The 26,008-nt window shown below is 71.9% G+C and carries 22 protein-coding genes and 6 pseudogenes; 12 read left to right on the top strand and 16 right to left on the bottom strand.

Translation table 11 applies throughout. From position 1 onward, the window contains the following. Positions 1-428: pseudogene (locus ACIGO6_RS40200) on the bottom strand (YeeE/YedE family protein); the annotation flags it as partial. Between the two features lie 682 nt (positions 429-1,110). Here ACIGO6_RS40200 and ACIGO6_RS40195 point away from each other — a divergent pair. Then, positions 1,111-1,478: pseudogene (locus ACIGO6_RS40195) on the top strand (transposase); the annotation flags it as partial. Positions 1,479-1,572: 94 nt separating this feature from the next. Here ACIGO6_RS40195 and ACIGO6_RS40190 read toward each other — a convergent pair. From ACIGO6_RS40190 to ACIGO6_RS40180, 3 genes and pseudogenes are all read right to left on the bottom strand, one after another. Further along, the gene (locus ACIGO6_RS40190; protein WP_399885514.1) at positions 1,573-1,857 is read right to left on the bottom strand and encodes a hypothetical protein; all 285 of its coding nucleotides are present in this window, start codon (positions 1,855-1,857) and stop codon (positions 1,573-1,575) included. A 674-nt stretch (positions 1,858-2,531) separates the two neighbouring features. Then, positions 2,532-2,852 (bottom strand): annotated as a pseudogene (locus ACIGO6_RS40185) (2-oxo acid dehydrogenase subunit E2); the annotation flags it as partial. Between the two features lie 535 nt (positions 2,853-3,387). Further along, the gene (locus ACIGO6_RS40180; protein WP_399885513.1) at positions 3,388-3,624 is read right to left on the bottom strand and encodes a hypothetical protein; all 237 of its coding nucleotides are present in this window, start codon (positions 3,622-3,624) and stop codon (positions 3,388-3,390) included. Between the two features lie 534 nt (positions 3,625-4,158). Here ACIGO6_RS40180 and ACIGO6_RS40175 point away from each other — a divergent pair. Further along, positions 4,159-5,358: a PP2C family protein-serine/threonine phosphatase gene (locus ACIGO6_RS40175; protein WP_399885511.1), complete on the top strand. Its 1,200-nt coding sequence runs from the start codon at positions 4,159-4,161 to the stop codon at positions 5,356-5,358. Positions 5,359-5,482: 124 nt separating this feature from the next. On the opposite strand, the gene ACIGO6_RS40170 is transcribed toward ACIGO6_RS40175, so the two are convergent. Beyond that, on the bottom strand, positions 5,483-5,749 hold the full coding sequence (locus tag ACIGO6_RS40170; protein WP_399885509.1) for a hypothetical protein: 267 nt from the start codon (positions 5,747-5,749) through the stop codon (positions 5,483-5,485). Between the two features lie 29 nt (positions 5,750-5,778). Between ACIGO6_RS40170 and ACIGO6_RS40165 the strand changes: the two genes are divergently transcribed. After that, positions 5,779-5,988: a hypothetical protein gene (locus ACIGO6_RS40165; protein ID WP_399885507.1), complete on the top strand. Its 210-nt coding sequence runs from the start codon at positions 5,779-5,781 to the stop codon at positions 5,986-5,988. 44 nt (positions 5,989-6,032) lie between these two features. Here the strand turns inward: ACIGO6_RS40165 and ACIGO6_RS40160 are convergent, their stop codons facing one another. The 3 genes from ACIGO6_RS40160 to ACIGO6_RS40150 all read right to left on the bottom strand — a co-directional run bounded on the left by ACIGO6_RS40160 (position 6,033) and on the right by ACIGO6_RS40150 (position 7,743). Further along, positions 6,033-6,203, bottom strand: a complete 171-nt coding sequence (locus ACIGO6_RS40160; protein ID WP_399885505.1) for a hypothetical protein — start codon at positions 6,201-6,203, stop codon at positions 6,033-6,035. Between the two features lie 180 nt (positions 6,204-6,383). Continuing rightward, positions 6,384-6,683 carry a hypothetical protein gene (locus ACIGO6_RS40155; protein WP_399885503.1) on the bottom strand — a complete coding sequence of 100 codons (300 nt, stop codon included), beginning with the start codon at positions 6,681-6,683 and terminating at the stop codon, positions 6,384-6,386. A gap of 208 nt (positions 6,684-6,891) precedes the next feature. After that, the gene (locus tag ACIGO6_RS40150) at positions 6,892-7,743 is read right to left on the bottom strand and encodes a LysR family transcriptional regulator (RefSeq protein ID WP_399885501.1); all 852 of its coding nucleotides are present in this window, start codon (positions 7,741-7,743) and stop codon (positions 6,892-6,894) included. Positions 7,744-7,836: 93 nt separating this feature from the next. Here ACIGO6_RS40150 and ACIGO6_RS40145 point away from each other — a divergent pair, with 93 nt between their 5' ends. From ACIGO6_RS40145 to ACIGO6_RS40135, 3 genes are all read left to right on the top strand, one after another. Then, positions 7,837-8,319 (top strand): cupin domain-containing protein, encoded by a 483-nt coding sequence (locus tag ACIGO6_RS40145; protein ID WP_399885517.1) that lies wholly within the window; start codon positions 7,837-7,839, stop codon positions 8,317-8,319. A gap of 166 nt (positions 8,320-8,485) precedes the next feature. Then, a complete protein-coding gene (locus ACIGO6_RS40140) occupies positions 8,486-8,845 on the top strand; it encodes a DoxX family protein (RefSeq protein ID WP_399885499.1) in 360 nt (119 codons plus the stop codon). A 121-nt stretch (positions 8,846-8,966) separates the two neighbouring features. Then, on the top strand, positions 8,967-9,155 hold the full coding sequence (locus tag ACIGO6_RS40135) for a hypothetical protein (RefSeq protein ID WP_399885497.1): 189 nt from the start codon (positions 8,967-8,969) through the stop codon (positions 9,153-9,155). Positions 9,156-9,184: 29 nt separating this feature from the next. Here the strand turns inward: ACIGO6_RS40135 and ACIGO6_RS40130 are convergent, their stop codons facing one another. Then, positions 9,185-11,302, bottom strand: a complete 2,118-nt coding sequence (locus tag ACIGO6_RS40130) for an FUSC family protein (RefSeq protein WP_399885495.1) — start codon at positions 11,300-11,302, stop codon at positions 9,185-9,187. Positions 11,303-11,589: 287 nt separating this feature from the next. Between ACIGO6_RS40130 and ACIGO6_RS40125 the strand changes: the two genes are divergently transcribed. The 4 genes and pseudogenes from ACIGO6_RS40125 (at position 11,590) to ACIGO6_RS40110 (ending at position 14,807) form a co-directional block, all read left to right on the top strand. Then, complete coding sequence (locus ACIGO6_RS40125; protein WP_399885493.1) at positions 11,590-12,333, top strand: SOS response-associated peptidase; 744 nt, start codon at positions 11,590-11,592, stop codon at positions 12,331-12,333. Between the two features lie 100 nt (positions 12,334-12,433). Then, entirely contained in the window at positions 12,434-13,339 is a 906-nt protein-coding gene (locus ACIGO6_RS40120; protein WP_399885491.1) for an arginase family protein, read from the top strand. Between the two features lie 113 nt (positions 13,340-13,452). Then, positions 13,453-14,109: pseudogene (locus tag ACIGO6_RS40115) on the top strand (allantoin permease); the annotation flags it as partial. A 161-nt stretch (positions 14,110-14,270) separates the two neighbouring features. Further along, the gene (locus ACIGO6_RS40110; protein ID WP_399885489.1) at positions 14,271-14,807 is read left to right on the top strand and encodes a hypothetical protein; all 537 of its coding nucleotides are present in this window, start codon (positions 14,271-14,273) and stop codon (positions 14,805-14,807) included. A 22-nt stretch (positions 14,808-14,829) separates the two neighbouring features. On the opposite strand, the gene ACIGO6_RS40105 is transcribed toward ACIGO6_RS40110, so the two are convergent. Together ACIGO6_RS40105 and ACIGO6_RS40100 are read right to left on the bottom strand one after the other, a co-directional pair. Continuing rightward, positions 14,830-16,212: an MFS transporter gene (locus tag ACIGO6_RS40105; protein WP_399885487.1), complete on the bottom strand. Its 1,383-nt coding sequence runs from the start codon at positions 16,210-16,212 to the stop codon at positions 14,830-14,832. Between the two features lie 188 nt (positions 16,213-16,400). Further along, a pseudogene (locus ACIGO6_RS40100) lies at positions 16,401-17,507 on the bottom strand (S8 family peptidase); the annotation flags it as partial. A gap of 234 nt (positions 17,508-17,741) precedes the next feature. On the opposite strand from ACIGO6_RS40100, the gene ACIGO6_RS40095 reads away from it, so the two are divergent. Both ACIGO6_RS40095 and ACIGO6_RS40090 read left to right on the top strand, forming a co-directional pair. Next, positions 17,742-17,870, top strand: a complete 129-nt coding sequence (locus ACIGO6_RS40095) for a hypothetical protein (RefSeq protein ID WP_399885485.1) — start codon at positions 17,742-17,744, stop codon at positions 17,868-17,870. 94 nt (positions 17,871-17,964) lie between these two features. Next, positions 17,965-18,099, top strand: a pseudogene (locus ACIGO6_RS40090) (DUF4190 domain-containing protein); the annotation flags it as partial. A 52-nt stretch (positions 18,100-18,151) separates the two neighbouring features. Here ACIGO6_RS40090 and ACIGO6_RS40085 read toward each other — a convergent pair. Genes ACIGO6_RS40085 through ACIGO6_RS40065 form a run of 5 tightly spaced genes read right to left on the bottom strand, consistent with a single transcriptional unit; the run spans position 18,152 to position 26,004 of the window. Beyond that, complete coding sequence (locus ACIGO6_RS40085) at positions 18,152-20,464, bottom strand: arylsulfatase (protein ID WP_399885483.1); 2,313 nt, start codon at positions 20,462-20,464, stop codon at positions 18,152-18,154. After that, on the bottom strand, positions 20,461-22,350 hold the full coding sequence (locus ACIGO6_RS40080; protein ID WP_399885481.1) for a sulfatase: 1,890 nt from the start codon (positions 22,348-22,350) through the stop codon (positions 20,461-20,463). Before ACIGO6_RS40080 ends, ACIGO6_RS40085 begins: the two co-directional genes overlap by 4 nt. Continuing rightward, complete coding sequence (locus tag ACIGO6_RS40075) at positions 22,347-23,276, bottom strand: formylglycine-generating enzyme family protein (RefSeq protein ID WP_399885479.1); 930 nt, start codon at positions 23,274-23,276, stop codon at positions 22,347-22,349. Before ACIGO6_RS40075 ends, ACIGO6_RS40080 begins: the two co-directional genes overlap by 4 nt. Then, entirely contained in the window at positions 23,273-25,147 is a 1,875-nt protein-coding gene (locus ACIGO6_RS40070) for a dipeptide ABC transporter ATP-binding protein (protein WP_399885477.1), read from the bottom strand. The genes ACIGO6_RS40075 and ACIGO6_RS40070 overlap by 4 nt, the downstream gene beginning before the upstream one ends. Further along, the gene (locus tag ACIGO6_RS40065; protein ID WP_399885475.1) at positions 25,144-26,004 is read right to left on the bottom strand and encodes an ABC transporter permease; all 861 of its coding nucleotides are present in this window, start codon (positions 26,002-26,004) and stop codon (positions 25,144-25,146) included. Before ACIGO6_RS40065 ends, ACIGO6_RS40070 begins: the two co-directional genes overlap by 4 nt. Between the last annotated feature and the right edge of the window lie 4 nt (positions 26,005-26,008).

Genomic DNA, 26,008 nt, shown 5'->3' with positions numbered 1-26,008 from the left:
CCGACGCCGATCGGTCCGGCGGACGGCGCGGGCTGGGAGCCGAACACTCCGGTCTCCGTGCCGATGAGCAGCGCGAACAGGGTGGCCGTGGTGCCAAGGAGCAGGGCGTGCGCCCGCAGCCCGGTCCCGTTGCCCACGGCGACCAGCTGCCGCCAGGCAGAGGTGAAGCCGAACCGGGAGTGGAAGAGGGCGACGCCCAGACCGAGACCGAGCAGGAGCAGCACGCCCGGCTTGGCGCCGTGCGCGAGCCACACGTACGCGGTGAGGGCAGCCGTGAGCAGCCCGGACACGACAAGCGGCGTCCGCCGCACCGGGGTCAGGGGCGGCGCCTGCGGGCGTTCCGAGGAGGTGGGAGAGGGAGCGAGCAGAGGGGTGGTCGCGCGCGGCGGCGCGGCCGGGGGCGACCCGGCAGGGGGTGCGGTGGTCACGGAAGATCTCCGAGGGTGGTGTGCACGGGGAGGCGGACGCTGGCGGACCGTCGGCGGGGATCCCGCGGCCGGGTCCGGAGGCTCAGCGGGGACAGAGGCCGTCGTCGACGCACCACGCCGAGCACGCGAAGAGCGCGAGGCACAACAGCGCAGCCGATGCATACATGCGTCCGAATATACGGAGGTGGGTGCTCCGGATGCCATGCCGTCTCGTTCTGCGGATGGCGGACGGAGCGGAATCCCTGTCCGGCCGCGCGCGCCGAGGCCCGGGCGTCACTGCCCGCACCAGCCACCTGATGCTCCTGCGTCGGCTGCCTCGCCCCTCACCGCCTGGGGCCCTGCCGCAGCTGTGCCTCCGCACCGGTTGCTGGCTGGCTCTGGTCTGCCACACTCGGCATGTTCCCGCGCCCGTCGAGCGAATCCCGCCGACGTTGCTCACCAGATGGCGGAGGCGGCCGCCCTCTTGCCCGCAGCGGAGTCGCCTACCGCCATGCCACGGGGGTTTGGTTTCGCCTGTCCCCAACTTGATCTTCAACGTCCGGCGTCGATTGATGCCTCGAACTTGATCACCCGGCTCGGTATCCGGCGGACGCAGAATCGGCCTTCGTATGAAGGTGTGCTCCGACCAAGGAAACCCCAAGAAACACACACGTCCAACACGAAGGCCGTGAGGACGAGTCTGTTGCAACGCGACGTGCGGCAGGAGGCCTTGACGCGACTGTCACGCTTCCGGGGCGAGTTCTCCTCCTGTCTCACCGCACGTTCGGATGCGTTGTTCGAGCTGGCCGACACTGTCCTGCGCGGCGACGAGCCGGTCAGGACGCCGGCCGGGCTGTCGCTGGTGGCGAACACCGCCGCGGTCCCGGAGGATTTTCTGCGCGGGTGGCTCGCGGAGAGATTGACACGGGCCGGCTGCGGCGGGCCCTGGCCGCGGTGCCTCTGCCGCGGTCTGCCGACGGCCGACTGGTCCTGGCCATCGACATGACCTGCTGGCTGCGACCGGACGCCCACACCTCACCACAGCGGATCCTGTGCCACACCTACGGCCGCGTCTCGGCGTACACGTGTAGGCCATATGGTCACGGCAGGCCGGTGCGGCCTTGTGGGGGTCACGTCATCCGGCCGGTCCGAGCGCCGAGCGTTGTCATGCGGAAGCCACCACCTCGCCGGCCATGACCTCGGGAGGGCTGGGAAGCAGTGACGCGAGGTGGTCCCGTACGAAGCCCGCAGCCCTCAAGATCGATTCTTCGGCACCGGCTCGATCCTGGAAGACGCTGGTCGAGACCATCACACCGTCGCCGGCGTCGATCCAGTAGTAGGCGACGAAGCCGGCGACCTGACGCATGAGCGGCACGAACCCCTCGTTCACCAGACGTGCCGCCTCGGCTGCATCGGTCACCCCTTCGTACCGCCGGACTGCTGCGTACATCCCCAAGCTCCTCACGGCGTTCCGGGTTCTTCCTCTGCCGAAGCGTCGTACCCCTGCGATGGCTGTCCGGCTCATGAGGCGCCCGGTAATCACCTGAAGGGCCACCTCGGGTGATCCGAACGGCGGCCGCCGGCCCGCACGCAAGGCCCTCTGCAGGTGCACCACGAGACGGTCCCGGCGGGCCTCGGGTTGCCGAACTCCGGCCGTGGAGCGGCTGGACTGTGAGTCGCCGAGCACAGGCACAGGCCGAAGCACGAACACGCTTCGAGCGGGACTGGCAAGTTGCCCAAGCCGCGGAGGCACGCTGACAGCAACAGCTGATGGCCTATCAAGTGGGAGCGCCGACAGTGGCCCGATACTCAGCTCGCTGATGCACGGCGGCGCAACGCCGGCGTCGTCCGGATGGGGAGCCGTCCGCGTAAACGACCCTGCGCGATGCGGCGATGAACGGTAACAGCCCGGCCTGCCCGCATGCAGGTCCGCATGGCCCTCGAACACGACCATCGGGCCGTTCTCATGCGCGCGCTCACGGTGCACGAGCGGGTGAGGGAGTCGCGTTGACGCCCCGGAGGAACCGCCGGAGTCGGTGGATCTCGGGATGGCGGGTTACCTCTGGGAACGTCCTTCCACTCTCCGCAGACGAGTGATTCCGGCCCGCGCCCCACTGTGCCCTTCTACTGGCCCAGCTCGGCGGCGAGCTCGCCGGCCTCGAGGATCTGCTTGACCGACGACAGGTAACGGGCCGCGTCGGCGCCGCCCGCGAGGCGGTGGTCGTAGGAGAGCGTCACGTAGGTCATGTCGCGCACGGCGATCGTGTCGCCGAGCTCTGGGTCGGAGACGACGACCGGGCGCTTGACCGTGGCGTCGATGCCCAGGATGGAGACCTGGTTCGGCGGGACGATGACCGTGTCGAACAGCGCGCCGCGCGATCCCGTGTTGGAGATCGTGAAGGTGGCGCCGGCCAGGTCGTCCGGAGCGATCTTGTTCGTACGGACCTTGTCGAACTCGAGATGTTCAGTGCCGAGGGCTGGTGATGGGGGTCCAGGTTCCCGGGGTGGGGAAGTATGCGTAGACGTTGGAGCGGTCGGCGTTGACGGCGTAGAGGCGGTCCTTGGTGGAGACGAAGGAATCGACGGGGTCACCGATGACGGACCAGGTCTTTGTGGCCCGGTTGTATTCCTGGAGTTTGCCGCTCGTGGTGTCGGTGGCGTAGAGGGTGGTGGGGCTGGTGAAGATCCGGTCGGTGGTCCCGCGGACCGGGTGCCAGACGCCTGGTGTGTCGCTGTACTCGAAGGGGGCCTTGTGGTCGGGGCCGACGCCGTAGAGGTGGGTGGTGGTCGCGGCGAACCGGTCTCGCGGGAAGGGCGAAGCGGGCGCGCAGATACGGGGCTGCCACGGGGTCGGCGTACGGAGCGGCCGGTCCTCGGGCGCTGTCGTGGGTCGCGGCCACGGTGCTCACCACCCTTGTCCGCCAGGGGCACGTCACGGGCAGCATTCTTCTCCCCCCCCCAGCATCCCAGTGCTCCTGCTTCAGGGCGACTGGATCCACGTCGACCGGCAGGTACGGCGCGTCGGCAGGAAGCCCCTCCCCACCTTGCCCGAGGGCGACAAGATCCAGTAGGCCGCCACCCTAAGCACGTCAGCGCTCCCGGCAAAGCCCATGTGCCGCGGCGTGTGGGCCACGGCCCGCGCGGCGTCGGCGATGATGAACGCGTCCTTCGCGTCGGTCTGGGCCTTGCAGGAGTGGAGGCCGGCGATCCGCAGCATGGTCAGGCCGGGCGGATAGGTGATCTGTCAGCCGAGCTCGCGGGCGACGGGGCCAGGCGCGCCGACGGAGGCGACCTGGTCGACGATGGTGGACAGGGCGCACGTTCACCGCCGGGTGGGGCAGCCACGACGTTCTGGAGGTTTCGCTCGTCGGCCCGTAGCTGGTGGTGGAGGTTGACGTGGACGTCGCCCGTGGCGCCGCCAGCCGGTGGCACCGCCCAGTACGTCTTCACCGGGCACGCCCCTATGGGTCCGCGGCCGACGTCGCACAGTTCGGCGGCTGACCAGGTGAGGCCGCAGGTCACCGCGACAGGTGTGTGCGGTGGCGCCAGCGGCGTCCCACGGATGAGGTTCCCCTGAAAGGTGCTCCTACCGGTACGAACCAGTGTCGGTCCAGTCTTGCTGGTGCCGTTGTGGTGATCTGCGTCGACACTGGAAGGGTGATCTGCGTCGACACTGGAAGAACGATGGACTGGGCGGCTGGCAGATCCGGTGAGTGGTGGGAGCTGAGGTGAGGCTGTGTCTGGTGAGACGGTGCTGGGCCGGCTGCTGCGGCAGATCCACGACATGGCGCCCACCGATCTTCCCGAGGTGCTGCGCGGGCATTACCCGGCCTTGGGTGTTACCCGTTTGACGATGTACTTGGCGGATTTGCAGGAGAACGTGCTGGTGGCGATGCCGGACGCGCAGGCCGCCCCCTGCGATGACCTGCCCATCGAGGGAACCCAGGCCGGCTGGACGTACCGGAGTGTCTCTCCGCGCATCACCGCGGACGAGGACGAGGACGGGCTGACGTTGTGGCTGCCTCTCCTGGACGGCGTCGAACGTGTCGGAGTCCTGCAAGTGCAGGCACCCAGCTTCGACAAGCCCATGATGATGGTCTGCCACTCCCTGGCCTCGCTGATCACCCTCATCGTCCTGGACAAGGCCGCCTACAGCGACAACTACGCCACGGCGATGCGGGCGCGGCCGATGAGTCTGCCCGCCGAGATGGTGTGGGCGTTCTTGCCGCCGCGCACCATCGGCACCGGTCAGGTCACCTCCAGTGCTGTCCTGGAACCGGCTTATGAGCTGGGCGGTGACGCGTTCGAGCACGGCATCATCGACGGTTTCCTGCATGCGGCCGTCTTCGACGCGATGGGGCATGACCTGCAGGCGGGTCTGACCTCCTCGGTCGCGCTGGCCGTCAGCCGCAATGCCCGCCGCCGCGGGGCCGGCCTCGCCGACACCGTCCACGCTGTCGACCGGGCCGTGTCCGACGCGTTCCCCGACCGGTACGCCACCGCGGTTCTCACCTACCTCGACCTGATCACCGGACACCTGACCTGGACCAACTGCGGCCACCCCGCGCCCCTCCTCATCCGCGGCGCGGAAGTGGTGCCCGCGGCCATGGAAAGCGCCAGCGAACTGCCCTTGGGCCTGAGCGCTGTCGGGCCGGACATGACCCACACGGTGCACCACATCCAGCTCGAACCCGGAGACCGTGTCCTGCTGCACACCGACGGCGTTACCGACGCCCGCTCCCACGCCGGTGAACGCTTCGGCGAGGGCGGCTTCGCCGAATTCATCATCCGCGCCATGGCGGCCGGCGAACCCGCACCTGAAGCCCTGCGCCGTCTCATGCACACCCTCCTTGCCCACAAGCAAATCGGTCAGCTCACCGACGACGCCACCATCGTCCTGTTCGAATGGCACCCCGCAGCGCCACCCGGCACGCGCCCCAGCGGCGTATGACCACTGTCCTCGCCCAGATACGCAGGAGGTGCCCGCCGCTCCTTCGGCGCCGGCCACCGAGGCGTGGCCAGAGCATTGCGTCAGCTACCTCCTGCGGGGGATTGCCGCGGGGCCGCGTGGCCGGTCATGGCGCGACGAGGTCTGGGCGGAGGGCGATGGCTTCGCGAAGGAAAGTGCGCTTGGAGTAGAAGGTGTGCTCGGTCGCCCAGCCGTGACGGGCGAGGTACTCGCAGAGCCAGAGGTCGATGCGCTTCATCTCCGCGAGGACCCGGGTGGTCGCGGTGATCACCTCTGGAGTGGTGCCCTCCGGCACTACCCACGCCGGTGCCAGCCGATGAGTGCTGGCCAGTTCGGCGATCCGGTCGAGGCCGGCCACCGTGGAAGTGCTCACATGCCCGCCTGCGGGAGTTCGAGTCCGCCGTGCGCGCGTGCGGACGCGACTTCACGATTCTGCGCCCCGGCGGTTTCGCTGCCAACGCCTTCGCCTGGGCCGAGACGGTCCGCACCAAGCGCTCGATTTTTGCCCCGTTCGGGGACGTGGCGCTGCCCGTCATCGACCCGGCGGACATCGCCGTAGTGCCGCAGCCGCACTGTGCGACGACGGTCACGCGGGCCGAGCGTACGAGCTGACCGGTCCTGAACCCATCAGCCCGCGCCAGCAGGCCGCAGCCATCTCAAGAGCCCTGGGCGAGGAAGTGACATGCGTGGAGCTGTCCCGCAAGGATGCCCATGCCCGCATGGCGCAGTTCATGCCGGAGCAGGTCGTCACCGGCACTCTCGACGTCCTTGGCGTCCCACTCCCAACAGAGCAGCAGGTCAGCCCTGACGTTCAGGCTGTACTCCACCGTGCGGCCAGCCCTTTCGGCGCGTGGGTGGCACGTAACCTGCCGGCGTTCCGGTAGGCCCTGCCCCGGGCGCACACACGGCCGTGCGCCCGGGGATGCCGGCGGGGCCGGTGCCGGTGAGGACGAACAGCAGTCGCGGGAAGAGCGGGTGGCAGCAACGCCGGCTCTCCTCCTGCACGGTCAGGTGGGACTTGCTGCCGGCCGGGGGCGCGGGCACGTGCTGGGGGAGGCGGGCGTAGGCGCCGAGTGTGGCGGCGAGGCGTTCGGGCCCATGGTGGCCCGGTCGACTTCGACGAACGCCCGCAGTATCGAACCGCTCCTTCCGCAGTCGGTGTTGTGCTGGTGGTTGAGCAGGGCGTCGGGAATGACGGCTTCGCCGTCGCCGAGGGGGCGGAGGACCTCGGGGATCCGGTCCAGGAGCTGGCACACGCCCCCACGCCGGCGGGCGTCCTGGACGAACGCGTGCCCGGCCTGTGTCACCGTCAGGGCATCTGGCGGTGGTGCGGTCGGACACCGTCCGCATGGGCCGCCAGTTGCGCAGCTTTGGCCACTCGGAGACGATCTGGGGCCTTGGCTCTGTTCACGAGATTGCGAGAAAGGCAGCAGATGTCCACCACTTCGGGAGGCAGTCCCGAGGGCCGCGGCGTCCGAACTGTTCAAGAGCTACGACAGCGCTGCCGGCCGGTACTCAATGGCGGTACGCGGCTGCCGCCTCCTCGATGAATGATCGGATCAACGGATTGGTGTCTCGTTCATTACACACCGCCACCACTCGGCTGGGCGCCATGTCGATCAGCGGCACCACTGTGAACTCGGCGGGCAGGTCGTGCCCGAGCGGGGCCAGGCCGACCGTGCCGTTCCACAGCACGGCCTGCAGGCATTCCTGGACGGCACGCACCACTGGTCCCTCGCGCGGCCTCGCACCGTTCCAGTACGACTGCCAGAGGGGGTCGGTGCCCTGCGGGAACTGGAACCAGCGGCGGTCGCGCAGCTCGGCCAACCGCAGTCCATCGCGGCGGGCCAGTGGGTCGTCGGCGCGCAGAACCACGCCGACCGAATCGCTCCGCAGCGCTCGCACTGTCAGGGCGGTCTCGTCGAACGGCGCCCGGGTGAGAGCGACGTCGACCAGTCCAGCGCGCAGTCCACACGTCGGGTCGGTCAGATCGGTGTCGCGGACACGGATCTCGACTCCGGGGTGGTTCCGGCGGTAGGCGGCGGCCAGCCTGGCCACTCCCGGATCGGTGCCGTCGCCCAAGATGCCGACGGTGATGGTCGCGACGCCGGCTGCCGCGCTCACGCGTACCCGGACGCGGTCGGCATGGTCGAGCAGTGCCCGCGCCTCGTCGAGCAGCACCGTACCCACCGGAGTGAGCGTGACACCGACCGTCGAGCGGGCGAAGAGCAGAGCCCCGACCTCGGCTTCCAACTGCTTGATCGCCCGGCTCAGCGGCGGCTGGCTCATATGCAGTCGGGTGGCGGCCCGGCCGAAGTGGAGTTCCTCGGCGACCGCCACGAAGTAGCGCAAGGTCCGTAGCTCCACGCTGCAACGATACCCATGAGGTATCGGCTCTGCTGAAGGGGTCTTGGACACCGGCGAGGTCCCGGCGGTGCACTGTTGCACGTGACCGATGAAATGAAGACCAGCGAGCCGCAGGCCGATCCCACCGTATCGGTGGTGGGTCCCCGCGACGGCGAGACGATCGTTCTGGGGACCACGCGCATGCGCGTTCTGGAGGACGGCAGCCACACCGGGCACCGCCTCGCGATTGCCGAGTCCGTCCTCGCTCCGCACACGCAGGGTCCGCCGCAGCACCGCCACGGGCTACACGACGAGGGCTTCTACGTCCTCTCCGGCAACGTGCGGTTCACCGTCGGGGACGAGGAGTACGACGCCACCGCGGGCACGCTCGTCATGGTTCCCCCCGGCACCCCGCACACCTTCGCCAACCCGAGTGACCAGCCCGCCGTCATACTCAGCACATTCACACCCGACCTGTATGTGCAGTACTTCCGCGACCTTCAGGAGGTGCTCGCCGGCGGCCGGCCGCTGACGCCACAGGCCAACATCGACGCGATGAGCCGCTACGCGACACAGCCCGCCACCGACCTCACCTGAAGCCGACGGGAGGAACGGCCCGGCCGCCCTCCTTTCGACCTCTGGCCAGGCGCGCCCGCCTTTCGCGTCCGAACCTCCCGGACGAGGACAGGCCTTCTCCAGGGGCTCCCCTGGCACTCGACACGACCGACAGACCCCCGCAATCCGGGGCCCGTGAACGGAAACCATGAACATCGCCTATTGGATCGTCGCGGGGCTGCTCGCGCTCTTCTACTTCTACGCAGGCACGCTGAAGGTGATCCGCAGTCGCGATCAACTCCGGCCGATGATGGCTTGGGTCGACCGCATGCCCCTTCCCGCCCTCAGGGCGCTGGGAGCGGTCGAAATACTCGGCGCGACCGGTCTGATCCTGCCACGGCTGACCGGTACCGCTCCGTGGCTGGCGTCGGCCGCAGCCATCGGCTTGGTGCTCCTGCAGACCGGTGCGATCGCCGTTCACCTGACTGGCGAAGACCGCCGGGTCACACTCAATGTCGGACTCACCGCCACCGCGGCTGTGGCCGTCTGGTTGGCCACCCAGCTGTGATCGTGGCCCAACCCCCGACCTGCGGAGGCAGCGGCTCGGCCGGCTGCCTCACGGCCGCTGTCACTTCTCAGGACCATCGAACACGCCGCCGTCCGCCGCTTCGCCCGGGCCGGCCGAGGCGGTGACCCGGAGGCGTCTGCAGCGGCGGGCCCTGATGACGGTGGGGTTGCTGATCTGCGGTGCCGCCGCGTTCGCCCTGCTCGGACGGTGGCTTCCGGGCGCCGCCGCGATGTTCCCCGTGCTGCTGGTGACGGCGGCGTGGCTGACCCGGCACGCGCCCGCACGAGCGGACCCGGCGGCGGCCTCCTGACGACGCGTGCGCCTGGGCGGGCTTCGGCGTCAACTCCGGTCCGCCGAGGGGGTCCCGCGTGCGCCGGTGGCGGTGGCGAGGTCCGCGGCGAGGGCGCCCAGCCAGACCTCCACGTCGATCAGGACCGACAGGGCGTCCGGCGCCGCGCCCGACACGGCACCGGCCGGCAGCGGCGCGAGGCGGACCCGGACGCCGGCCTCCGGCGAACCTGCCGCCGTGAGACTCCCGGACGCCACGGCGTCGGCCGCCTCGTCGGCCCAGCGCAGGAGGGCCGGCGGAAGGTCCGGGGTGCCCTCGGACGACGGCAGCCAGTAGGCACCGACCAGGACGCGGGAGCCGTAGTTGAGGGCGGCGAGCCAGTCGAGACCACCGTCGGACGTGCCGGGAACGGACTCCGTGCGGTACTGCGCGTACGCGGCCTCGGCGATGCGCAGCCGGTGCAGCACGGGCCAGAAGGGCTCGGTCGCGCCCGACGGACGGGAGGCGGGGGCCTGGCCGGTCGCGGCCCGGGCGGTGGCCCGCACCAGGGGCGCGGCGACCCGAAACAGCTCCCCGGCACTGCGCCGCATCTCCGAGCGGGCTCCGGTGGGCCAGGCCAGCAGGCCGCACACCAGCCCGACCGCGCTGCCGGTCAGCACATCGACGAGCCGGGCCTCCTCCAGCCGCCAGGTCACCGGGGAGATCTGGGCGAACGCCGTGGAGACGACCAGGGTGAACAGGCCCTGCGCCCAGGCCGGTCCGCCGACGGGCCCCACCGAGAAGGCCACCAGCATCGTCGGCACCAGCAGGCACTCGTACACCACGGTGGCGTCACCCGCGCCGATGAGGAGCGCCCCGGCGGCGACCGCTCCGACCAGGGTTCCCACGGCGGCCGACCGCACGGTGGACCACGTGGCACCCGCGGTGGTGCGGGCCAGGGTGAGCACGCTCAGCAGGACCCAGAAGCCGTGGGACAGGTCGAGCGTCCCCGCGACCAGCCGGGCCAGGGCAAGTCCGAGTGCCGTACGGACCGCGTTCTGGAACACGACGGAGCGCGGAGTGAGGTTCCCCCGGATCCGGACCAGCCACAGAAGCGGCACCGGCAGCCCGGCGTACCAGAACTGCTCGTGGGGCGGCCCCGGCACCGAACGGCGGGCGCCGGACGCCAGGGCGGCGGCGGTGCGCGCGGTCACGGCCGACATCGCCACGGTGAGCAGGGTCGAGCGGCGCCGCAGCAGGGCGTGCACGGGGCCGGCGTTCCGCTCCAGGGGCCGCCCACGTTCGGCCACGAACTGGGCGGTCATCTCCTCGACCAGCTCAGGTCCGGCGGCGGGACGTTCCCCGCGCAGCTCGGCGGCGGTGTCGGCGCAGGTGGCCGCGATGCCGCGCAGCAGGGTCAGCGACGCCGTGTCGGCCGGGGGCGCGGGCAGCAAGGTGAGTACGGCGAGCTGGTCGAGCAAGCGTCGCGTCGCCGAAGCGGCCTGGGCCAGCGCCCGGTCCCTCGGGCCCGCTCCGGTGGGCCCGGTGCCCGGCGACTGCTGGGAGAAGCGCAGATCCCGGCCCGCCGCCGCCAGCCGGGCGGCCAGGCTCGGGGGCACGCTGTCCGCCCGGGCCAGCAGGCCCGCGGCACGGGCCGCGACGTCGAGGGCGTCGGCGGTCCGCCCGCGGTACGGCCGGTGCCGCGGCTGCGCGAACAGCAGCAGTTCGCACAGGAGCAGCGAGGCCGCACCGAGTGCCAGCCCCGCCAGCCGCTCGGGGAGGGTGTCCGGGGCGTAGGGCGGGAAGCAGGCCAGGATGTAGCAGAGCTGGAGTCCGGGCACGACGCCCGCGAGCCGGGGAGCGCACGATGCCGAGAGGACCAGCGCGAACCCGACCAGCAGCATGCCGGCGGCGGCCGACCAGGCCGCACCCGCGAGGGCGGTACCGAGACAGACCAGGGCGGCGGCCCCCGGAGCCACCCGCAGTACCGTCCCCGCACGGTGGCGCCCCCCGCCCGGCAGGGGTGACAGGATGCCGAAGGCGATCGGTGTGAACAGGGCGTAGAGCGCGACGACGGGCTGGTCCAGCAGATGCGCCGCGGGGTAGAACGCGGCGGCCGCCGCGACGGTGACGCGCACCGCGCGCCGCCCCGCCCCGAACGACGCGGCCGGCGACGGCAGTTTCCCCATGGGCGTCCCTCCTCGGCGGCCGGACCGGGCACCTGGCCCCACCGGTGCGCGGTTCCGCACGGCGACACATCATGCCGAGACGCGCCCGCCCGGACCGGGCCGCCGCACCAGCGCCCCGGCAGGCCTCGCCCGACCGGCGCAGCGGCGGCACGCCGCGGGCCGCGGCGTGCGCGACCGGGCGGGACCGGTCGGAGCCGGTGTGTGCGACGGCTCGGAGGTGCCACCGGCGTGCGGCGCGGCGGTCCGTGCGGTCGCGGCGGGCACGGAGGGTGCGCAACAGTTGCCTCATGTGTGGCCGGTATGTCTCCACCCGCAGTCCCGAGGACCTCGCCCGGCAGTTCCAGATCACGGACCGGGACCTCGGCGACCCCCTCGCGCCCAGCTGGAACGTCGCGCCGACCGACGAGGTGTGGGCCGTCCTCGAACGCACTCCGCGCGACGCCTCTGCCGACGCTCCCGCGGCACGGCACCTGAGGACGCTGCGCTGGGGCCTGGTCCCGTCCTGGGCCGGCGACGCGAAGATCGGCACCCGGCTGATCAACGCCAGGGTCGAGACCCTCCACGAGAAGCCGGCCTTCCGCACCGCGTTCGCCCGGCGCCGCTGCCTCCTGCCCGCCGACGGCTTCTACGAGTGGCAGCGCGTCGAGGACCGGGAGACGGGGAAGGCCCGCAAGCAGCCCTACTTCATCCACTCCGCGGACGACCACGGGATGGCCCTGGCCGGGCTGTACGAGTTCTGGCGCGACCCGGACGCCGGGCACGACGACCCGTCGGCCTGGCTGACGACCTGCACCATCATCACCACGGAGGCCACCGACGCCGCCGGACGCGTCCATCCCCGTATGCCGCTGACGGTCGCCGAGGAGCATTACGACGCCTGGCTCGACCCCTCACGCCAGGACACCGGCACGCTGCGCGACCTCCTGGAGCAGCCCGGCGGCGGACGGCTCGACGCCCGCCCCGTCTCCACGGCCGTCAACAACGTCCGCAACGACGGCCCGCAGCTGGTCGAGGCGGTCACCGGACCGTAATCCGGAACCACTCCGCCCGGTCGAGGCTCCTGCCGATGAGCAACGGCCGCCTCGCGAAAGACCGGTTGAAGACCGTCTGCCCGACGGCGAGGATGGCGGCATGCGAAGCATCATGGTCATGGACGCCCCCTCCAACCTGGGCCTGCGCCCACCGGTCCCCGGCACTGTCCCCGGCTGCTACAAGCTGGCCGGGGCGCTGCGGGACAACGGGATCGTACGCAGGCTCGGCGCGCTCGAAGGAGGCGTCGTGGTGCCGCCCCGCTACGACCGGGGCGACTGGCGGGAGGGCGACGGCGTCTTCAACGCACGCGCCATCGCCGCCTACACGCGCACCCTCGCCGACCGCATCGAGCCGCACGTGTCCGCAGGTCGTTTCACCCTGGTCCTCGGCGGGGACTGCTCCATCCAACTCGGCGCCGCCCTTGCCCTGCGCCGCCTCGGCCGGTACGGACTGGTCTCGATCGACGCCTCTCCCGACTTCCGCCACCCGGGCACCTCCGACCGGATCGGCGCCGCCGGTGGCGAGGAACTCGCCCTCGCCACCGGGCGCGGGCAGGAGGACCTGACCGACCTCGAAGGACTGCGGCCCTACCTCCGGGACGAGGACGTCCGGCTCTTCGGCACCCGGGACGCGTTCGTGGACGACGAGGACGTCGCCGAACTGCGCGCGCTGAAGGTCCCCGTCACCACCGTCTCCGACCTGCGCCGCACCGACCCCGCCGACCTCGGCGCCGCGACCGCATCCGACCTGGAGGCGACCGCCCAGGACGGCTTCTGGGTCCACCTGGACGCCGACGCCCTCGACCCCTCGGTGATGCCCGCCGTCGACAGCCCGGACCCCGACGGCCTGCTCCCCGGCGAACTCACCGCCCTGCTGCGCCCGCTCGTCCGCTCCCCGCGCTGCGTCGGCCTCAACATCACCATCTACGACCCCGACCTCGACCCCGACGGCACCGCGGGCGCCCTCCTGACCGACCTGGTCGTGGCCGCCTTCACCACCGACTGAGACGCGCGGCCCGCACCTGCCGGGACGGCCCCGCCGCGCACCCGGCGCGGCGGCCGTCAGGAAGCCGGTCGCCAGCCCAGCGCGGGACCGAGCAGGCCGGCGATGTCGGTCATTCGAACGCCTACTCCGGCTCGCCGGCATGGACCAACTCCTTCACCCGCGTCACCGGGCGCTATTCCGGCCGCATGGTGTTCGTCCTGGTCAACCTGGGCTTCGCACTGGCGCTGACGGAGGCCGACATGTTCAGCTTCCTCAACAGCATCCTCGGCTTCTACTCCAACTGCGCGATCGCGTGGGTCGTCACCGTCGCCACCGACATCGGGGTCAACAAGTACCTGCTCAAGCTTTCCCCGCTCCGGCCCGAGTTCCGCCGCGGCATGCTCTACGCCGTCAACCCGGTGGGCGTCGTGTCCTTCGTCGCCGCCTCCGGCCTGTCGATCGCCCTGTACTTCCACGCCCTCGGCGACACACTCCAGCCGTACTCCCCGGTCGCCGCGGCCGTCATCGCCTTCGCCCTCACCCCGCTGATGGCCGTCGTGACCAAGGACAAGTACTACCTGCGCCGCACCACCGACGGCATCGACGAGCCGCTCCTCGACGCCGACGGCAACCCGAGCGCGACGACGTACGACTGCCACGTCTGCCACCAGTCCTACGAGCGCCCCGACCTGGCCGCCTGCCAGACGCACGACGCCGTCGTCTGCTCCCTGTGCCTGAGCACGGACAAGGTCGGCGACCACGTGCTGCCGGCACAGCCATCGGCCGTCTGAACACCGGGGGCGGGCCGCGGGGCGAACAGGCGTCCGCGGCCGGCGGGGCCGCCGATCCACGATGGCCGTAACCTTCGCCTTCTCGCTGAGCCGGCCTCGCCGGCCGTCTACTGTGCCAACACGCCGCGTTGCCCGTCGCGGTCACACAAGGAGGAAGTCCTGTGCCATCGCCCTGTGACCCCCAGTACGCTCCCGTCGGCGACGTGGGCGCGGCGCTCATGATGATCGACTCCCGGCTCAAGCAGGTCGACGGCGGCAAGACGGACCCCGACCCCGAGCAGCAGGCGATGATCGAGCAGTACATCGGCTCCCTGGGACCCGAGGGCGCCGATGAACTGCTGGACGGCGCGTGCACCCTCATCTACATGTTCATGCAGTGGCTGCGGGCTGCCTACACGGACCACGACAAGGACGTCATCGAGTACGTGGTGCCGAGCCTCGTGGCCACGATGCGCATGATGCCCAAGAGCTTCCCGCCCGAGGTCATCCCCACCATGTCCGGCCTGGTCGTCGCCGCGGGCACCGGCCTGAGCCCCAACCTGTGGCGCAGGCAGTACGGGGACTGGACCGAGGAGGAGCTGACTCCCCTGGAGGGCACCACGTTCCTGCTGGCGGAGCACATCAACCGCATCACCGACGATCGCGACTTCGCCACGCGCATGGTCGCCAACGCACTGACCGCCGTGGACGAGGGCTGACATGCCGCAGCTGTTCCGGGCCTCATGCCTCATGGGGCTTTCCGGGCACGCACAGCCACGCCAGGACGGCGGCGGTCAGGTAGGCGAACGCGCCGACAGCCATGCCGGTGCGCAGCCCGGTGCCGTAGTCGGTGGCCGTGGCGAGCAGGCTGCCGCCGAACGCCACGCCGGTGGCGCTGCCGATCTGCCGGGCGGTGTTGAACAGCGCGGAGGCGGCCCCCGAGTAGGCCGGGGGAGCAGCGCCCATCACCGTGCTGGTCGAGCCCGTGAGGGCGAAGGACGTGCCGAACCCGGCGGCCGCCAGCGGTGCCACCAGCAGCGCGTAGGCGGGATCGGCGCCCGCCGCGGCCCAGCCGGCCAGCCCCAGTGCCGCCAGCAGCATGCCGGAGACCACCAGCGGGCGATCGCCGGTACGACGGGTCAGCCGCCCGGACAGCGCGGAGGCGAACATCGTCATCGCCACCGCCGGAAGCAGCGCCAGACCCGTGTCCAGGGCACTGAAGCCGCGCTGGTGCTGAAAGCTCAGGCTGGCGGTGAACACCATGCCGTAGAAGCCGAAGTTGAACAGCAGACCGATGACGGCTCCGCCGCTCATCGCACGACCGCGCAGCAGACTCGGCGGAAGCGCGGGAAACCGGGCCAGCCGCTCACGCACCGCGAACGCCACGGCGGCCAGCACGGCCAGGCCCAGCCCGCACAGGACCGCCGGATCGGACCAGCCTCGCCGGCCAGCCTCGTTGAGCGCCGCGATCAGCAGCGCCACCCCGGCCACGACCGCGCACTGCGCGGGCCAGTCCAGGGCCCGCTCGGCGCGCCGGGGCGAGCGCGCGACATGCCGCAACGTCAGCGCGAGGCAGGCCGCGCCGACGGGCACGTTGATGAGGAAGACCCAGCGCCAGCCCACCGTGGACACGAGCAGGCCGCCCAGCAACGGCCCGGCGGAAGCCGCGATGCCCGCCATCGACCCCCAGAGCCCGAACGCCCGCGAACGCGCGGCCCGCAGGGGATAGGCCTGCTGGAGCAGGGCCAGGGATCCGGGCACGATCAGCGCGGCCCCGAGCCCTTCCACCAGGCGGGCCGCGACCAGAGAGGCAGAGGTCGGCGCGAGCGCGCACGCGGCCGAGGACACGGTGAACACGGCCACGCCCCAGCAGAAGGCCCGCCGGTTCCCCAGCCGGTCGCCCAGCGCGCCGCCGGTCAGCAGGAATCCGGCGAAGACCAGGGTGTACCCGTCCGTGATCCACTGGATGCCAGTGAGCGAGGCGGACAGCTCCCGGCCGATCACCGGCACGGCGACGTTGATGACCGTCACGTCCAGGATCACCATGAAGTACCCGGCACACACCGCCAGCAGCGGTCCCCACGACCGCCCCTCAGTCCCCGGGGCCGACTCCGCGAACGCCACAGCCCCGACTCCGTCCCGTCCGCGAAGGCCGCATGCCGAGATCGACAATAAGGGGAACATGTCCTCTGTTGTCCGAACCGGGCGCCCCGGACGGTGTCGGTGTGCCGTCGGGTGACAGCACTGCGCCCCGGAGGCGGGGCGGCCTCCGGGGCACAGCGCTCACGACGGTCGGGCCGCCGGCGAAGCGGTTACGGTACGAGCTTCAGCAGCCGGTTGGGCGAGCCCGAGCCGGGGCTGGTGACCTTGCCGGTCGTCGCCCCGTTCACGAGGGCCGTGGCGACCTGCGCCGGTGTGGCCGAGGTGTGGTTGGCGAGGTAGACCGCGGCGGCTCCGGCGACGTGCGGGGTCGCCATCGAGGTGCCGGAGATCGTGTTGGTCGCTGTGTCGCTCGTGTTCCAGCCGGCCGTGATGGACGATCCCGGGGCGAAGACGTCCAGCACGGAGCCGTAGTTGGAGTAGCCGGCCCGCGCGTCGGTGCTGGTCGTGGCGCCGACGGTGATGGCCTCGGTGACGCGGGCGGGGGAGTACGAGGAGGCGTTGGCGCTGCTGTTGCCGGCGGCGACCGCGTAGGTCACGCCGCTCGCGACGGAGGTGCCCACGGCCGCGTCCAGCGTGGCGGAGGCGCCGCCGCCGAGCGACAGGTTGGCGACCGAGGGGCCGGAGTGGTTGCGGGTCACCCAGTCGATGCCGGCGATGACCCTGGCGGTCGTCCCGGAGCCGTTGTTGTCCAGCACCCGCACGGCGACGATCTTCGCCTTCTTGGCCACGCCGTAGGTGGAGCCGGCGATGGTGGTGGCCACATGGGTGCCGTGGCCGTTGCCGTCCGCGGCGCTCGTGTCACCGTCGACGGCGTCGTACCCGTAGCTGGCACGACCGCTGATCTGCTGGTGAGTGATGCGTACGCCGGTGTCGATGACGTAGGCCGTCACACCGCTGCCCGCACTGTCCGGGTAGGTGTAGGTGCCGGACAGCGGCAGGGAGGCCTGGTCGATGCGGTCCAGGCCCCAGGGCGCGTTGGACTGCGTGGTGTCGGCGACACTGACCCGCTGGTTCTGCTCGACGGCCGCCACCGCCGGGTCGGCGGCCAGGTGCTTGGCCTCCGTCGCGGAGAGCGTGGCGGTGTAGCCGTTCAGCGCACTGCCGAACGTCTTGTTCACGCTGCCGCCGTACTCCTCGACCAGATCCTTGCCCGTGGCCGAGGAGGCCTTGAAGCCGGCGTCCTTCCGCAGTGTCACGATGTAGCTGTCCCGGACCGCCGTGGGCGAGCCGGCGCCGATGACCTTGCCTCGGCGGGGGCGGCCTGGGCAGTGGGGGCGGGTGCGCGTGATCGCGCGCCCCTGCCGGGGCGGGTGCGTGGCGTTCCGCTCCGGACTGCGATCAAGAGTTGCCCACAACGGACAGCGTCGGCAAGGGAGTTGACGAAGCGTCAACTAGTATGCCATGCGCACGACACAACAACCGGCTGCGCCTCGTGCCGGGCGGCACGCGTGAGAGGGCTACTCGCGGGTACACCGGTGTGTCATGGACCGTTGCGCAACGAGAGGTTGAGTACGCTCTTCCTGGTTGTCGCCCTGCTCCTGCTGGGCATCCTCGTCGGCGCGGCCGCGTACCTGCCGTGGCCGGTCGCCGTGGTACTCGGGGCCGGGATTCTCCTGTGACTCCTCGTCTTCACGACCCGTGAACGCAAGCGCCGCAACGCGAGGAGGGCCTAGGCATGCGACTGACCGCAGAGAGGTCACGCCGGACACCACCATCGCCCTGCGCCGCGGCACCCCGCGCCACTTCCGCGCCTGGCTCGGACTGGGCCTCGGCATCGCCGACCTCGTCGTACTCGCCGTGCTGGTGCTCGTGCACGGCGGCTCCCCGTGGTCGGTCCCGACCGGCTGAGGCATCACCCCCGCACCCCCTGATCATCGGCGGCGGTGCCTCGGCCCGCCCGTCACTCGAACGCGGCCGCCGCCTCGCGCAGCGCGGTGGCCACCGCTTCCGGGGAGTCGGGACCCGGCGCTCCGGGCCGGTACGTCACCGACCTCAGCCGTCCGGTGAAACGGAAGCCGCGATGGCGTTCGTACAGAGGCCACGACACGGGCGACTTGCGGTCGACGCCGACGCTGATGCCCTGGAAGGGCGCCATGCCGATGAGCTGGTGCACGCTGTCGGACACGGCCCGTTCGGTCCCGTCGACGGCCAGGGTGAACCGCCAGCGCAGGCCCTCCTCGGCCGTGGCGCTCAGCAGGACCCGGTGCGGGCCCGCCGCCAGGGGGCCGGCGTCCGTCTCGTGCAGGACGCCGTACTCGTTGTAGGCGAGGCGCAGCCGTCCGCCCTCGACGTGCAGGTTGTAGCCGCCGCCCTGGTCACCGTGGGAGACGAGGACGCCTTCGCCGGTCTCGTCGAGCAGGACCTCGATGTCGAAGGAGCGCAGCGAGATCAGCCGGGAGGAGCGGTAGCGCTCCAGTTCCGGCGTGCCGGGCAGCAGCGTGAGCGGCCGGGCGAGCCGCCGTTCCGCGGGGTTGCGACGGGCGAGGGCACCGCTGCCGTCCGGCAGGGGGAAGACGCCGTTGCGCCAGGCCGCCTCCTCCCAGGCCGCCGACAGCTCCTTCACGAGGTCCGGACGCTCGGCGGCCAGGTCGTGGATCTCGGTGGAGTCGGTGCGGATGTCGTACAGCGCCCATTCGGAGTCGTCGTAGGGCGTGCCGGGCCGGTGCAGGGTGACGAGTTTGTGTCCGTCCCGGTAGTGGCTGCGGTTGCCGCTCATCTCGCAGTACTGCTCGGGATGGGTGGAGTCGTGGGCGGCGTCGGCCAGGACGGGGGCGAAGCTCGTGCCGTCGGGTTCCTGCACCGGGAGTCCGCGCCGGATGCCGGGGCGTCGCAGACCGGCCAGCTCCAGGAGGGTGGGCGCGATGTCGGTGACGTACTGGTACTGCGGGCGCAGGCCCGGGTCGAGCCGCCCCTCCCGGGCGCCGTCGGGCCAGGACAGCAGGAACGGGACACGCACGCCGCCGGCGTAGGTGTGGCCCTTGTAGAGACGGAACGGCGTGTTGGACGCCATGCCCCAGCCCCGCGGATAGTGGACGAGGCTGCGGGGACCGCCGATCAGCTCGGGGTCGCGGTCGACGTCGGGCGTCCAGTCGCCCGGCAGTGCCGGGTGGTGGACGAAGCGGCTGAAGTAGGAGCGGGTGCCCTCGGCGCCGCCCTCTCCGGTGCCGCCGTTGTCGGAAGTGAAGACGATGATGGTGTTGTCGAGTTCGCCGAGCGCGTCGAGGGTGTCGGTGAGGCGGCCGAGGTTCTGGTCGATGTTGTCGACGAGCGCCGCGTACACCTCCATGTAGCGGGCGTACAGCGTGCGCTGCTCCTCGGTGAGGCTGTCCCAGGCGGGTACGTCGAGGCCTGTCTCGCCGTTGCGGCCGGGCAGTTCGGTGCCGGGCGGGAAGAGACCGGCGGCCTTCTGCGTGGCGAAGCGCCGCTCGCGGAGCGCGTCCCAGCCGTCGTCGTAGCGTCCCCGGTGCCGGTCGATGTCCTCGGCCCTGGCCTGGAGCGGCCCGTGGACGGCGTTGTGGGCGAGGTAGAGGAAGAACGGCTTGTCCTGGTCGTGGGCGCGCAGTGACTTCACCATGGCGATCGCCTGGTCGGTGATGTCGTCGGTGTAGTAGTAGTCGTCGGGGAACTCGTCGATGTCCAGCGGGCTGTTGTCGCGCACGAGCTGGTGCGGGTGGAACAGGCTGGTGAGGCCCTCCAGGACGCCGTAGTACTGGTCGAACCCCTTCTGGAGGGGCCAGCCGGTGCGGTCGTCCGCCGCGTTGGACGCGGAGTCGCGCACGAGGTGCCACTTGCCGACGGCGTAGGTGGCGTATCCGGCGTCGTGGAGCAGTTCGGCGAGGGTGGGGATGTCGTCGGCGATCTGCATGCCGTAACCGGGGAAGCCCGGGTCGGAGTTGGCGACCATGGCGTAGCCGACGCGGTGCGGGTTGAGACCGGTGAGCAGGGCCGCGCGGGCCGGGGAGCACAGCGGCATGGTGTGGTAGTTGGTCAGCCGTACCCCGTCGTCGGCGAGGCGGTCGAGGACGGGCGTGGGGATCTCCGAACCGAACGGACCGATGTCGCTGTACCCCATGTCGTCGACGAGGACGACGACGATGTTCGGCGCCTTGCCGGTGTGGGCGGGCGCGGGCCAGGCCGGTTCGGACTCGGCGAAGGTGCAGCCCACGCGGCCGGGGAAGCCCTCGTACGGGTCGCGTCGGGTGGCGCTGCTCATGCGGGGACCTCCGCGTCCTCGGCGGTGCTGTCGGTGCTGTCGGTATCGGGCGCCGGGAAGAGACGGGCCAGTTCACGGGCCAGCTCGGTGAGTTGCGCGCGGCCCGGCCGGCCGGTGAACGCGGCGATGTGCAGGAGCGTGCCGCCGCCGCGCAGGGTGAGCAGCTCGGTGTCGAGCAGTCCCGGCACGATGCGGCGCACGGCGTCGGCCGCCGCCGGTTCGGCAAGCAGCCGCGCGAGCGGCGTGCGCAGGTTCAGGGCGCCCTCGGGGAACTCGTCGGCGCGGGCGGCCGGTTCGCGCGCGGCGTCGGCCCGTTCGCGCTGCGCGGCCACGAGCAGGTGCCCCTGGTCGACGAAGTCCGGGTCGTGCGGGAGGCCGAGGCGTTCGTACTGGTCGTGCGGGGCGTCGTTGGCGCGCAACTGCTCGACCAGGAGCCGGATCATGCGCAGTTCGACGGCGTTGTCCACGATGGGCCGCTCCTGCCGCGGGTCGGTCGCGAGGTCGAAGAGCAGGGTGCCGAACCGCTGCGGGCCGAGGAGCGCCGGCGCGGGCGCGGGGACCCTGACGGTCCGCACGCCCTTGGTGAAGGAGAAGGGTTCGGCGAGGGAGATGTCGGCGAGCTCGCGCGGGGTGAAGCGGCCGCGGATGCGGGTGGGCATCAGGGTGTGCTCGTTGAGGGGCAGGTTGGTGTCGTCGTGGCAGGCGCGCATGTAGACGTGGCGGCCGTCGGTGATGTTGACGTGGCCGCCGAACATGCCGAACAGGGCGGAGGTCCGCGCGGCTCCGGCGCCGGTCGTGGCACCCGGGCCCGGCCCGTCCGTCGCGCCCGTCGTGTCCGCCTCGCCCGTCTCCCGCAGGGGGCGGCCCTGCATGTCGGGCGTGCGGTCGACGCCGAAGTACTCCAGCAGGGTCGGCGCGAGGTCGATGGTCTGGACGAGGGCCGCGTCATGGGTGCCGGCGCGGTCCGGGCGGCGCGGGTCGTGCACGAAGAGCGGCGTGTGCACCAGCTCCTCGTACCAGGGCTGGACCACCTTCGCCCACCAGCCCTTCTCCCCGAGCAGGAAGCCGTGGTCGGTGCAGACGATCAGCAGGGTGTCGTCCCCCAGGCCGTGGCTGTCCATGGCGTCCAGGACCCGGCCCAGCGAGTGGTCGCACATGGACAGCAGCGCCGCGTACTCGTAGCGGGCGTGCTCGACCTGCCCCGGTGTCTCGGTGACCCGGTTGTAGTCGGGCCAGTCGAAGTGCGGGCCGTCGTAGTCGTGGGCGTAGAGCTCCTTGTAGTGGGCCTGGGTGAAGAACGGCTCGTGCGGGTCGAACGTCTCGATCTGCAGGAACCAGTCGTCCTCGGCGTGGTTGACCCGCAGGAACTCCAGCCCGGCGTCGAAGGTGAGGGTCTGCGGCTGCTTGGCCTCGGTGTCGAGGTACTGCCGGTTGATCCAGTCCTGGCGCCACAGTTCGCCCCGCCCCGCGCGCAGGTCCTCGGGCGGGCGCGGGTCGGCGACGTGGCCCTTCCACGCATCGCCCTCCTGCCCGCGGAAGAACTCCCAGGTGCTGTAGCGGCCGTGGTAGGTGGCGCCGCCGTCCTCCCAGTAGTGCTGGTGGTCGCTGACCAGGTGGGTGTGCACCCCGTGCTGCTTCAGCAGCTCCGGCATGGAGTCGTCGAAGGGCTCGAGCGGGCCCCAGCCGCGGTGCAGGAAGTTGTGGCGCCCGGTGTGTAGTTCGCGGCGGGCGGGCATGCAGGGCATCGAGCCGGCGTAGCAGGTGTCGTAGGTGACGGTGCGGGCGGCGAGGCGGGCGAAGTTCGGGGCGTGGACCCACTCGGGTCCGCCGTAGGGCGGCAACATGTGCCGGTTGAGGCTGTCGAACATCACCATGACGGCCTTCACGGGGCGGTACGTCCTTCCGGTGCGGCCGGCTCCGTGTCGCGGGCGCAGCGGAAGCCGCCGTGGCCCGTGGAGGAGTCGGGGGTGTTGTGGGAGCGGGCGGCGACCCGGTAGCGGTTGCAATAGGAGGCGTGGCAGAGGTAGGAGCCGCCGCGGATGACCCGGCCGCCGGTGCCGTGGGCGTCCTGGACCCACTCCCACACGTTGCCGGAGGTGTTGTACAGGCCGAACCCGTTGGGTTCGTACGCGGTGACGGGCATGGTGCCGGTACGGCCGCCGGGCCGGTCGGAGCGGTGCGGGAAGCGGCCCCGCCAGGTGTTGCACATCTCCCGCCCGCCCGGCGTGAAGTCGTCCCCCCACGGATAGCGGGCGCCCTCCAGGCCACCGCGCGCGGCGTACTCCCACTCGTCCTCGGCGGGCAGCCGCAGCCCCGCCCAGGAGCAGTACGCCAGGGCGTCGTGGTGGGAGACGTGCACCACCGGGTGGTCGGCGCGGCCGTCGAGGCCGGAGCCGGGGCCCTCGGGGGCGTGCCAGGACGCTCCGGTGACGCCGAGCCACCACGGCGCCCCCGGGACACGCCCGAGGACGTGTCGCTCGGCGGCGGGATGGAGCAGGAGGTGGAAGACGTACGACGAGCCGAAACGTTCGGCGTCGGTGCGGTGGCCGGTGGCGTCGACGAAGGCCGCGTACTGGGCGTTGGTCACGGCGGTGGCGTCGATGGCGAACGGGGCGACGCTCACCTCGCGGACGGGCCCCTCGCGGTCGGCGTGGTAGCCCTCGTCGAAGGCGTCGCCCCTTCTGTAGGTGCCGCCGGGCAGCTCCACCATGGCGGGACGGGCGGGCCGGCGCGCCCGCGGCAGGGGGAGCAGCCCGGTGGACGCTCCCGAGCCGCCCCCGCAGGTACGCCCGGGGGAGCAGCAGGCGCTCATGCCGGCACCTGCGTGGGGCGGGAATCGCGGCGGCGGGCCGGCGGGACGGGGTCGGGAGCGGCGGCGAGCAGCGCCCGGGTGTAGGGGTCGGCCGGGTTCTCGCACACCTCGTCGGCGCTGCCGGTCTCCACGATCCGCCCCTGGTGCATGACGGCGATGCGGTGGCTGACCTGCCGCACCACGGCGAGGTCGTGGGCGATGAAGACGAGGGAGAGCCCAAGGTCGCGTTGCAGGTCGGTGAGCAGCCCCACGATCTGGGCCTGCACGGAGACGTCCAGCGCGGAGACCGGCTCGTCGCAGATCAGGACGGACGGTTCGGGGGCGAGGGCGCGCGCGATGCCGATGCGCTGGCGCTGGCCGCCGGAGAAGGAGCGCGGGCGGCGCTCGGCCGCGGACGGGTCGAGCCCGACGAGCAGCAGGAGTTCCTCCACCCGCTGCGCCCGCAGGCGCCGGTCGCCGATGCCGAAGGCACGCAGCGGCTCGGCGATGATCTCGCCCGCGGTCATGCGGGGGTTGAGAGAGGCGTACGGGTCCTGGAAGACCATCTGGATGCGGCGCCGTACGGCGTGCAGGTCGCGGCGGGAGGGGCGGGTGATGTCCACGCCGTCCAGCCGCAGGGTGCCCGCGTCGCTCGGGTGCGCGTGGGCGAGCACCCGGGCGAGGGTGGACTTGCCGGAGCCGGACTCGCCGACGATGCCGAGGGTCTCGCCGGCGGCCAGGGTCAGCGAGACGTCGTGCAGTGCTGTCAGCGAACGGCCGCGCAGTCCGCTGCCCCGGTAGGTCTTGCGCAGTCCCTCGGCCTCCAGGACCACGGCGCCGGGGCGGGGCCGGTCGATCCGGGCGGGCGGGGCCGCGGCGGGCAGCGGCGCGGACCGTGCCGTCGCGGGCGGGCAGGCCGCCCGTACCGTCACCTCGTCCGGTCCGGCCTGCGTCGTGACGGCGACCAGCGGCGGGGTGACGGTGCGGCAGCGGTCCTCGGTGAGGGCGCACCGGTCGGCGAAGGCGCAGCCGTCGGTGAGGACCGAGAGGTCGGGCGGGGCACCGGGGATGCCCGTCAGCCGGGTGCCGGACGGCGAGGACAGCCGGGGCACCGCGGCAAGCAGACCGGCGGTGTAGGGGTGCCGCGGGCGGGTGAGGACCTCGCCGGTCGGGCCGTCCTCGACGACGGTGCCGCCGTACATCACCAGGACCCGTTCGCAGGCGCGGGCCACGACGCCCATGTTGTGGGTGATGAGGACCAGGGCCGTGCCGGTACGGCGGTTGAGGTCGCCGAGCAGCGTGAGGATCTGGTCCTGGACGGTGGCGTCCAGGGCGGTGGTGGGCTCGTCGGCGACCAGGACGTCCGGTTCGCCGGCCAGGGCCATGGCGATCAGGATGCGCTGGCGCTGGCCGCCGGAGAAGCGGTGCGGATGGTCGTCCAGACGGCGCTCGGGCTCGGGAATGCCGACCAGGTCCAGGAGCTCGACGGCCCGGGCGCGGCGGGCCGCCTTGTCGCGGTCGCCGTGGGCACGCAGCACCTCGTCCAGGTGGGCGCCCGCGGTGAGGACCGGGTTGAGGGCCGTCATCGGGTCCTGGAAGATCATGCCGATGCGGGCACCGCGGACCTGCCGCAGCTCGTCCTCGCCGGCGGTCGTCAGGTCCTGCCCGTCCAGCAGGACGGAACCGCGGGCGACGTGCCCCGTGCCCGGCAGCATCCGGAGCAGGGCGAGCGCGGTGGTCGACTTGCCGGAGCCGGACTCTCCGACGACGGCCAGGGTCTCGCCCCGGTTCAGGGTGAAGTAAACGTCCCGTACGGCACGGGTGACGGTGCCGTCGGGGGCGGTGAACTCGACGTCCAGGCCGCGTACGTCCAGCAGCGCGGGGGCGGTCATCGGCGTATCTCCCGGTTCAGTGCCTCGGCGATCAGGGACAGGCCGAGGACCAGCGCGGTCACGGTGATCAGGGGGCCGGCGGCGAAGTGCGGCGCGTCGGCGAGGTAGGGCATCGACTGGCTCAGTACCGCGCCCAGGGTGGGCTGCGGGGGGCGGACACCGACGCCGAGGAAGCTCATCGCGCCCTCGATGAACACCGCGACGGTCAGGGAGACGGCGATCTGCACGACGAGTGGGTCCACGGCGTTGGGCAGGATGTGCCGGGTCAGAACCCGGGTCCGTGAGGAGCCGCCCACCCGGGCGGCGGTGGCGTACTCGCGTTCGCGCTCGACCAGGATGCCGGTGCGCAGAAGCCGGCCGAAGGCGGGGATCTCGGCGAGGGCGATGACCAGGACGACGGGCAGACGGCCGGGGCCGAGGATGGCGGTCACGGCCAGGGCGAGGATCAGCCCAGGGAAGGCGAGGACCAGGTCGAAGGCCCGCTGGACGGCGGTGTCCACGGCCGGGTGGATCGCGGCGAGCAGCGCGAACAGGCAGCCCAGGAGCGCCCCGAGGGGCACCGCGAGGGCGATGATGCCGAGGTCCGCGCGGATGCCGTAGAGCAGGCGGGCGAGCAGGTCGCGGCCGAGGTCGTCGGTGCCCAGGAGGTGACCGGCGGTGCCGGGGCCCGCCAGGGACAGGTCGGACTGGTCGGTGGGGCTGTGCCCGGCGAGCAGCGGGGCGAGGAGCCCGGCGAGCACGACGAGCAGGACGAGGGCGAGCCCCACGCGGCCCCTGACGGAGGCGAGAGCGGCCCGGTAGGGATGGCGGGTCCTGCGGGTGGGTTTCCCGGGGGCCGGGAGGGTGATGGCGGTCATGGTG

This window comes from Streptomyces sp. NPDC053750 (assembly GCF_044544295.1).
Lineage (GTDB): Bacteria > Actinomycetota > Actinomycetes > Streptomycetales > Streptomycetaceae > Streptomyces.
Note: the sequence above shows the minus strand (reverse complement) of the source record. Positions and strands in the feature narration are given on the sequence as shown.

Bases quoted from the DNA above. Each gene is read 5' to 3' on its own strand.
- ACIGO6_RS40075 (WP_399885479.1), bottom strand. From the start codon at position 23,276: ATGAGCGCCTGCTGCTCCCCCGGGCGTACCTGCGGGGGCGGCTCGGGA.
- ACIGO6_RS40085 (WP_399885483.1), bottom strand. From the start codon at position 20,464: ATGAGCAGCGCCACCCGACGCGACCCGTACGAGGGCTTCCCCGGCCGC.
- ACIGO6_RS40130 (WP_399885495.1), bottom strand. From the start codon at position 11,302: ATGGGGAAACTGCCGTCGCCGGCCGCGTCGTTCGGGGCGGGGCGGCGC.
- ACIGO6_RS40065 (WP_399885475.1), bottom strand. From the start codon at position 26,004: ATGACCGCCATCACCCTCCCGGCCCCCGGGAAACCCACCCGCAGGACC.
- ACIGO6_RS40180 (WP_399885513.1), bottom strand. From the start codon at position 3,624: ATGCTGCGGATCGCCGGCCTCCACTCCTGCAAGGCCCAGACCGACGCG.
- ACIGO6_RS40145 (WP_399885517.1), top strand. From the start codon at position 7,837: ATGAAGACCAGCGAGCCGCAGGCCGATCCCACCGTATCGGTGGTGGGT.
- ACIGO6_RS40140 (WP_399885499.1), top strand. From the start codon at position 8,486: ATGAACATCGCCTATTGGATCGTCGCGGGGCTGCTCGCGCTCTTCTAC.
- ACIGO6_RS40070 (WP_399885477.1), bottom strand. From the start codon at position 25,147: ATGACCGCCCCCGCGCTGCTGGACGTACGCGGCCTGGACGTCGAGTTC.
- ACIGO6_RS40120 (WP_399885491.1), top strand. From the start codon at position 12,434: ATGCGAAGCATCATGGTCATGGACGCCCCCTCCAACCTGGGCCTGCGC.
- ACIGO6_RS40125 (WP_399885493.1), top strand. From the start codon at position 11,590: ATGTGTGGCCGGTATGTCTCCACCCGCAGTCCCGAGGACCTCGCCCGG.
- ACIGO6_RS40190 (WP_399885514.1), bottom strand. From the start codon at position 1,857: ATGTACGCAGCAGTCCGGCGGTACGAAGGGGTGACCGATGCAGCCGAG.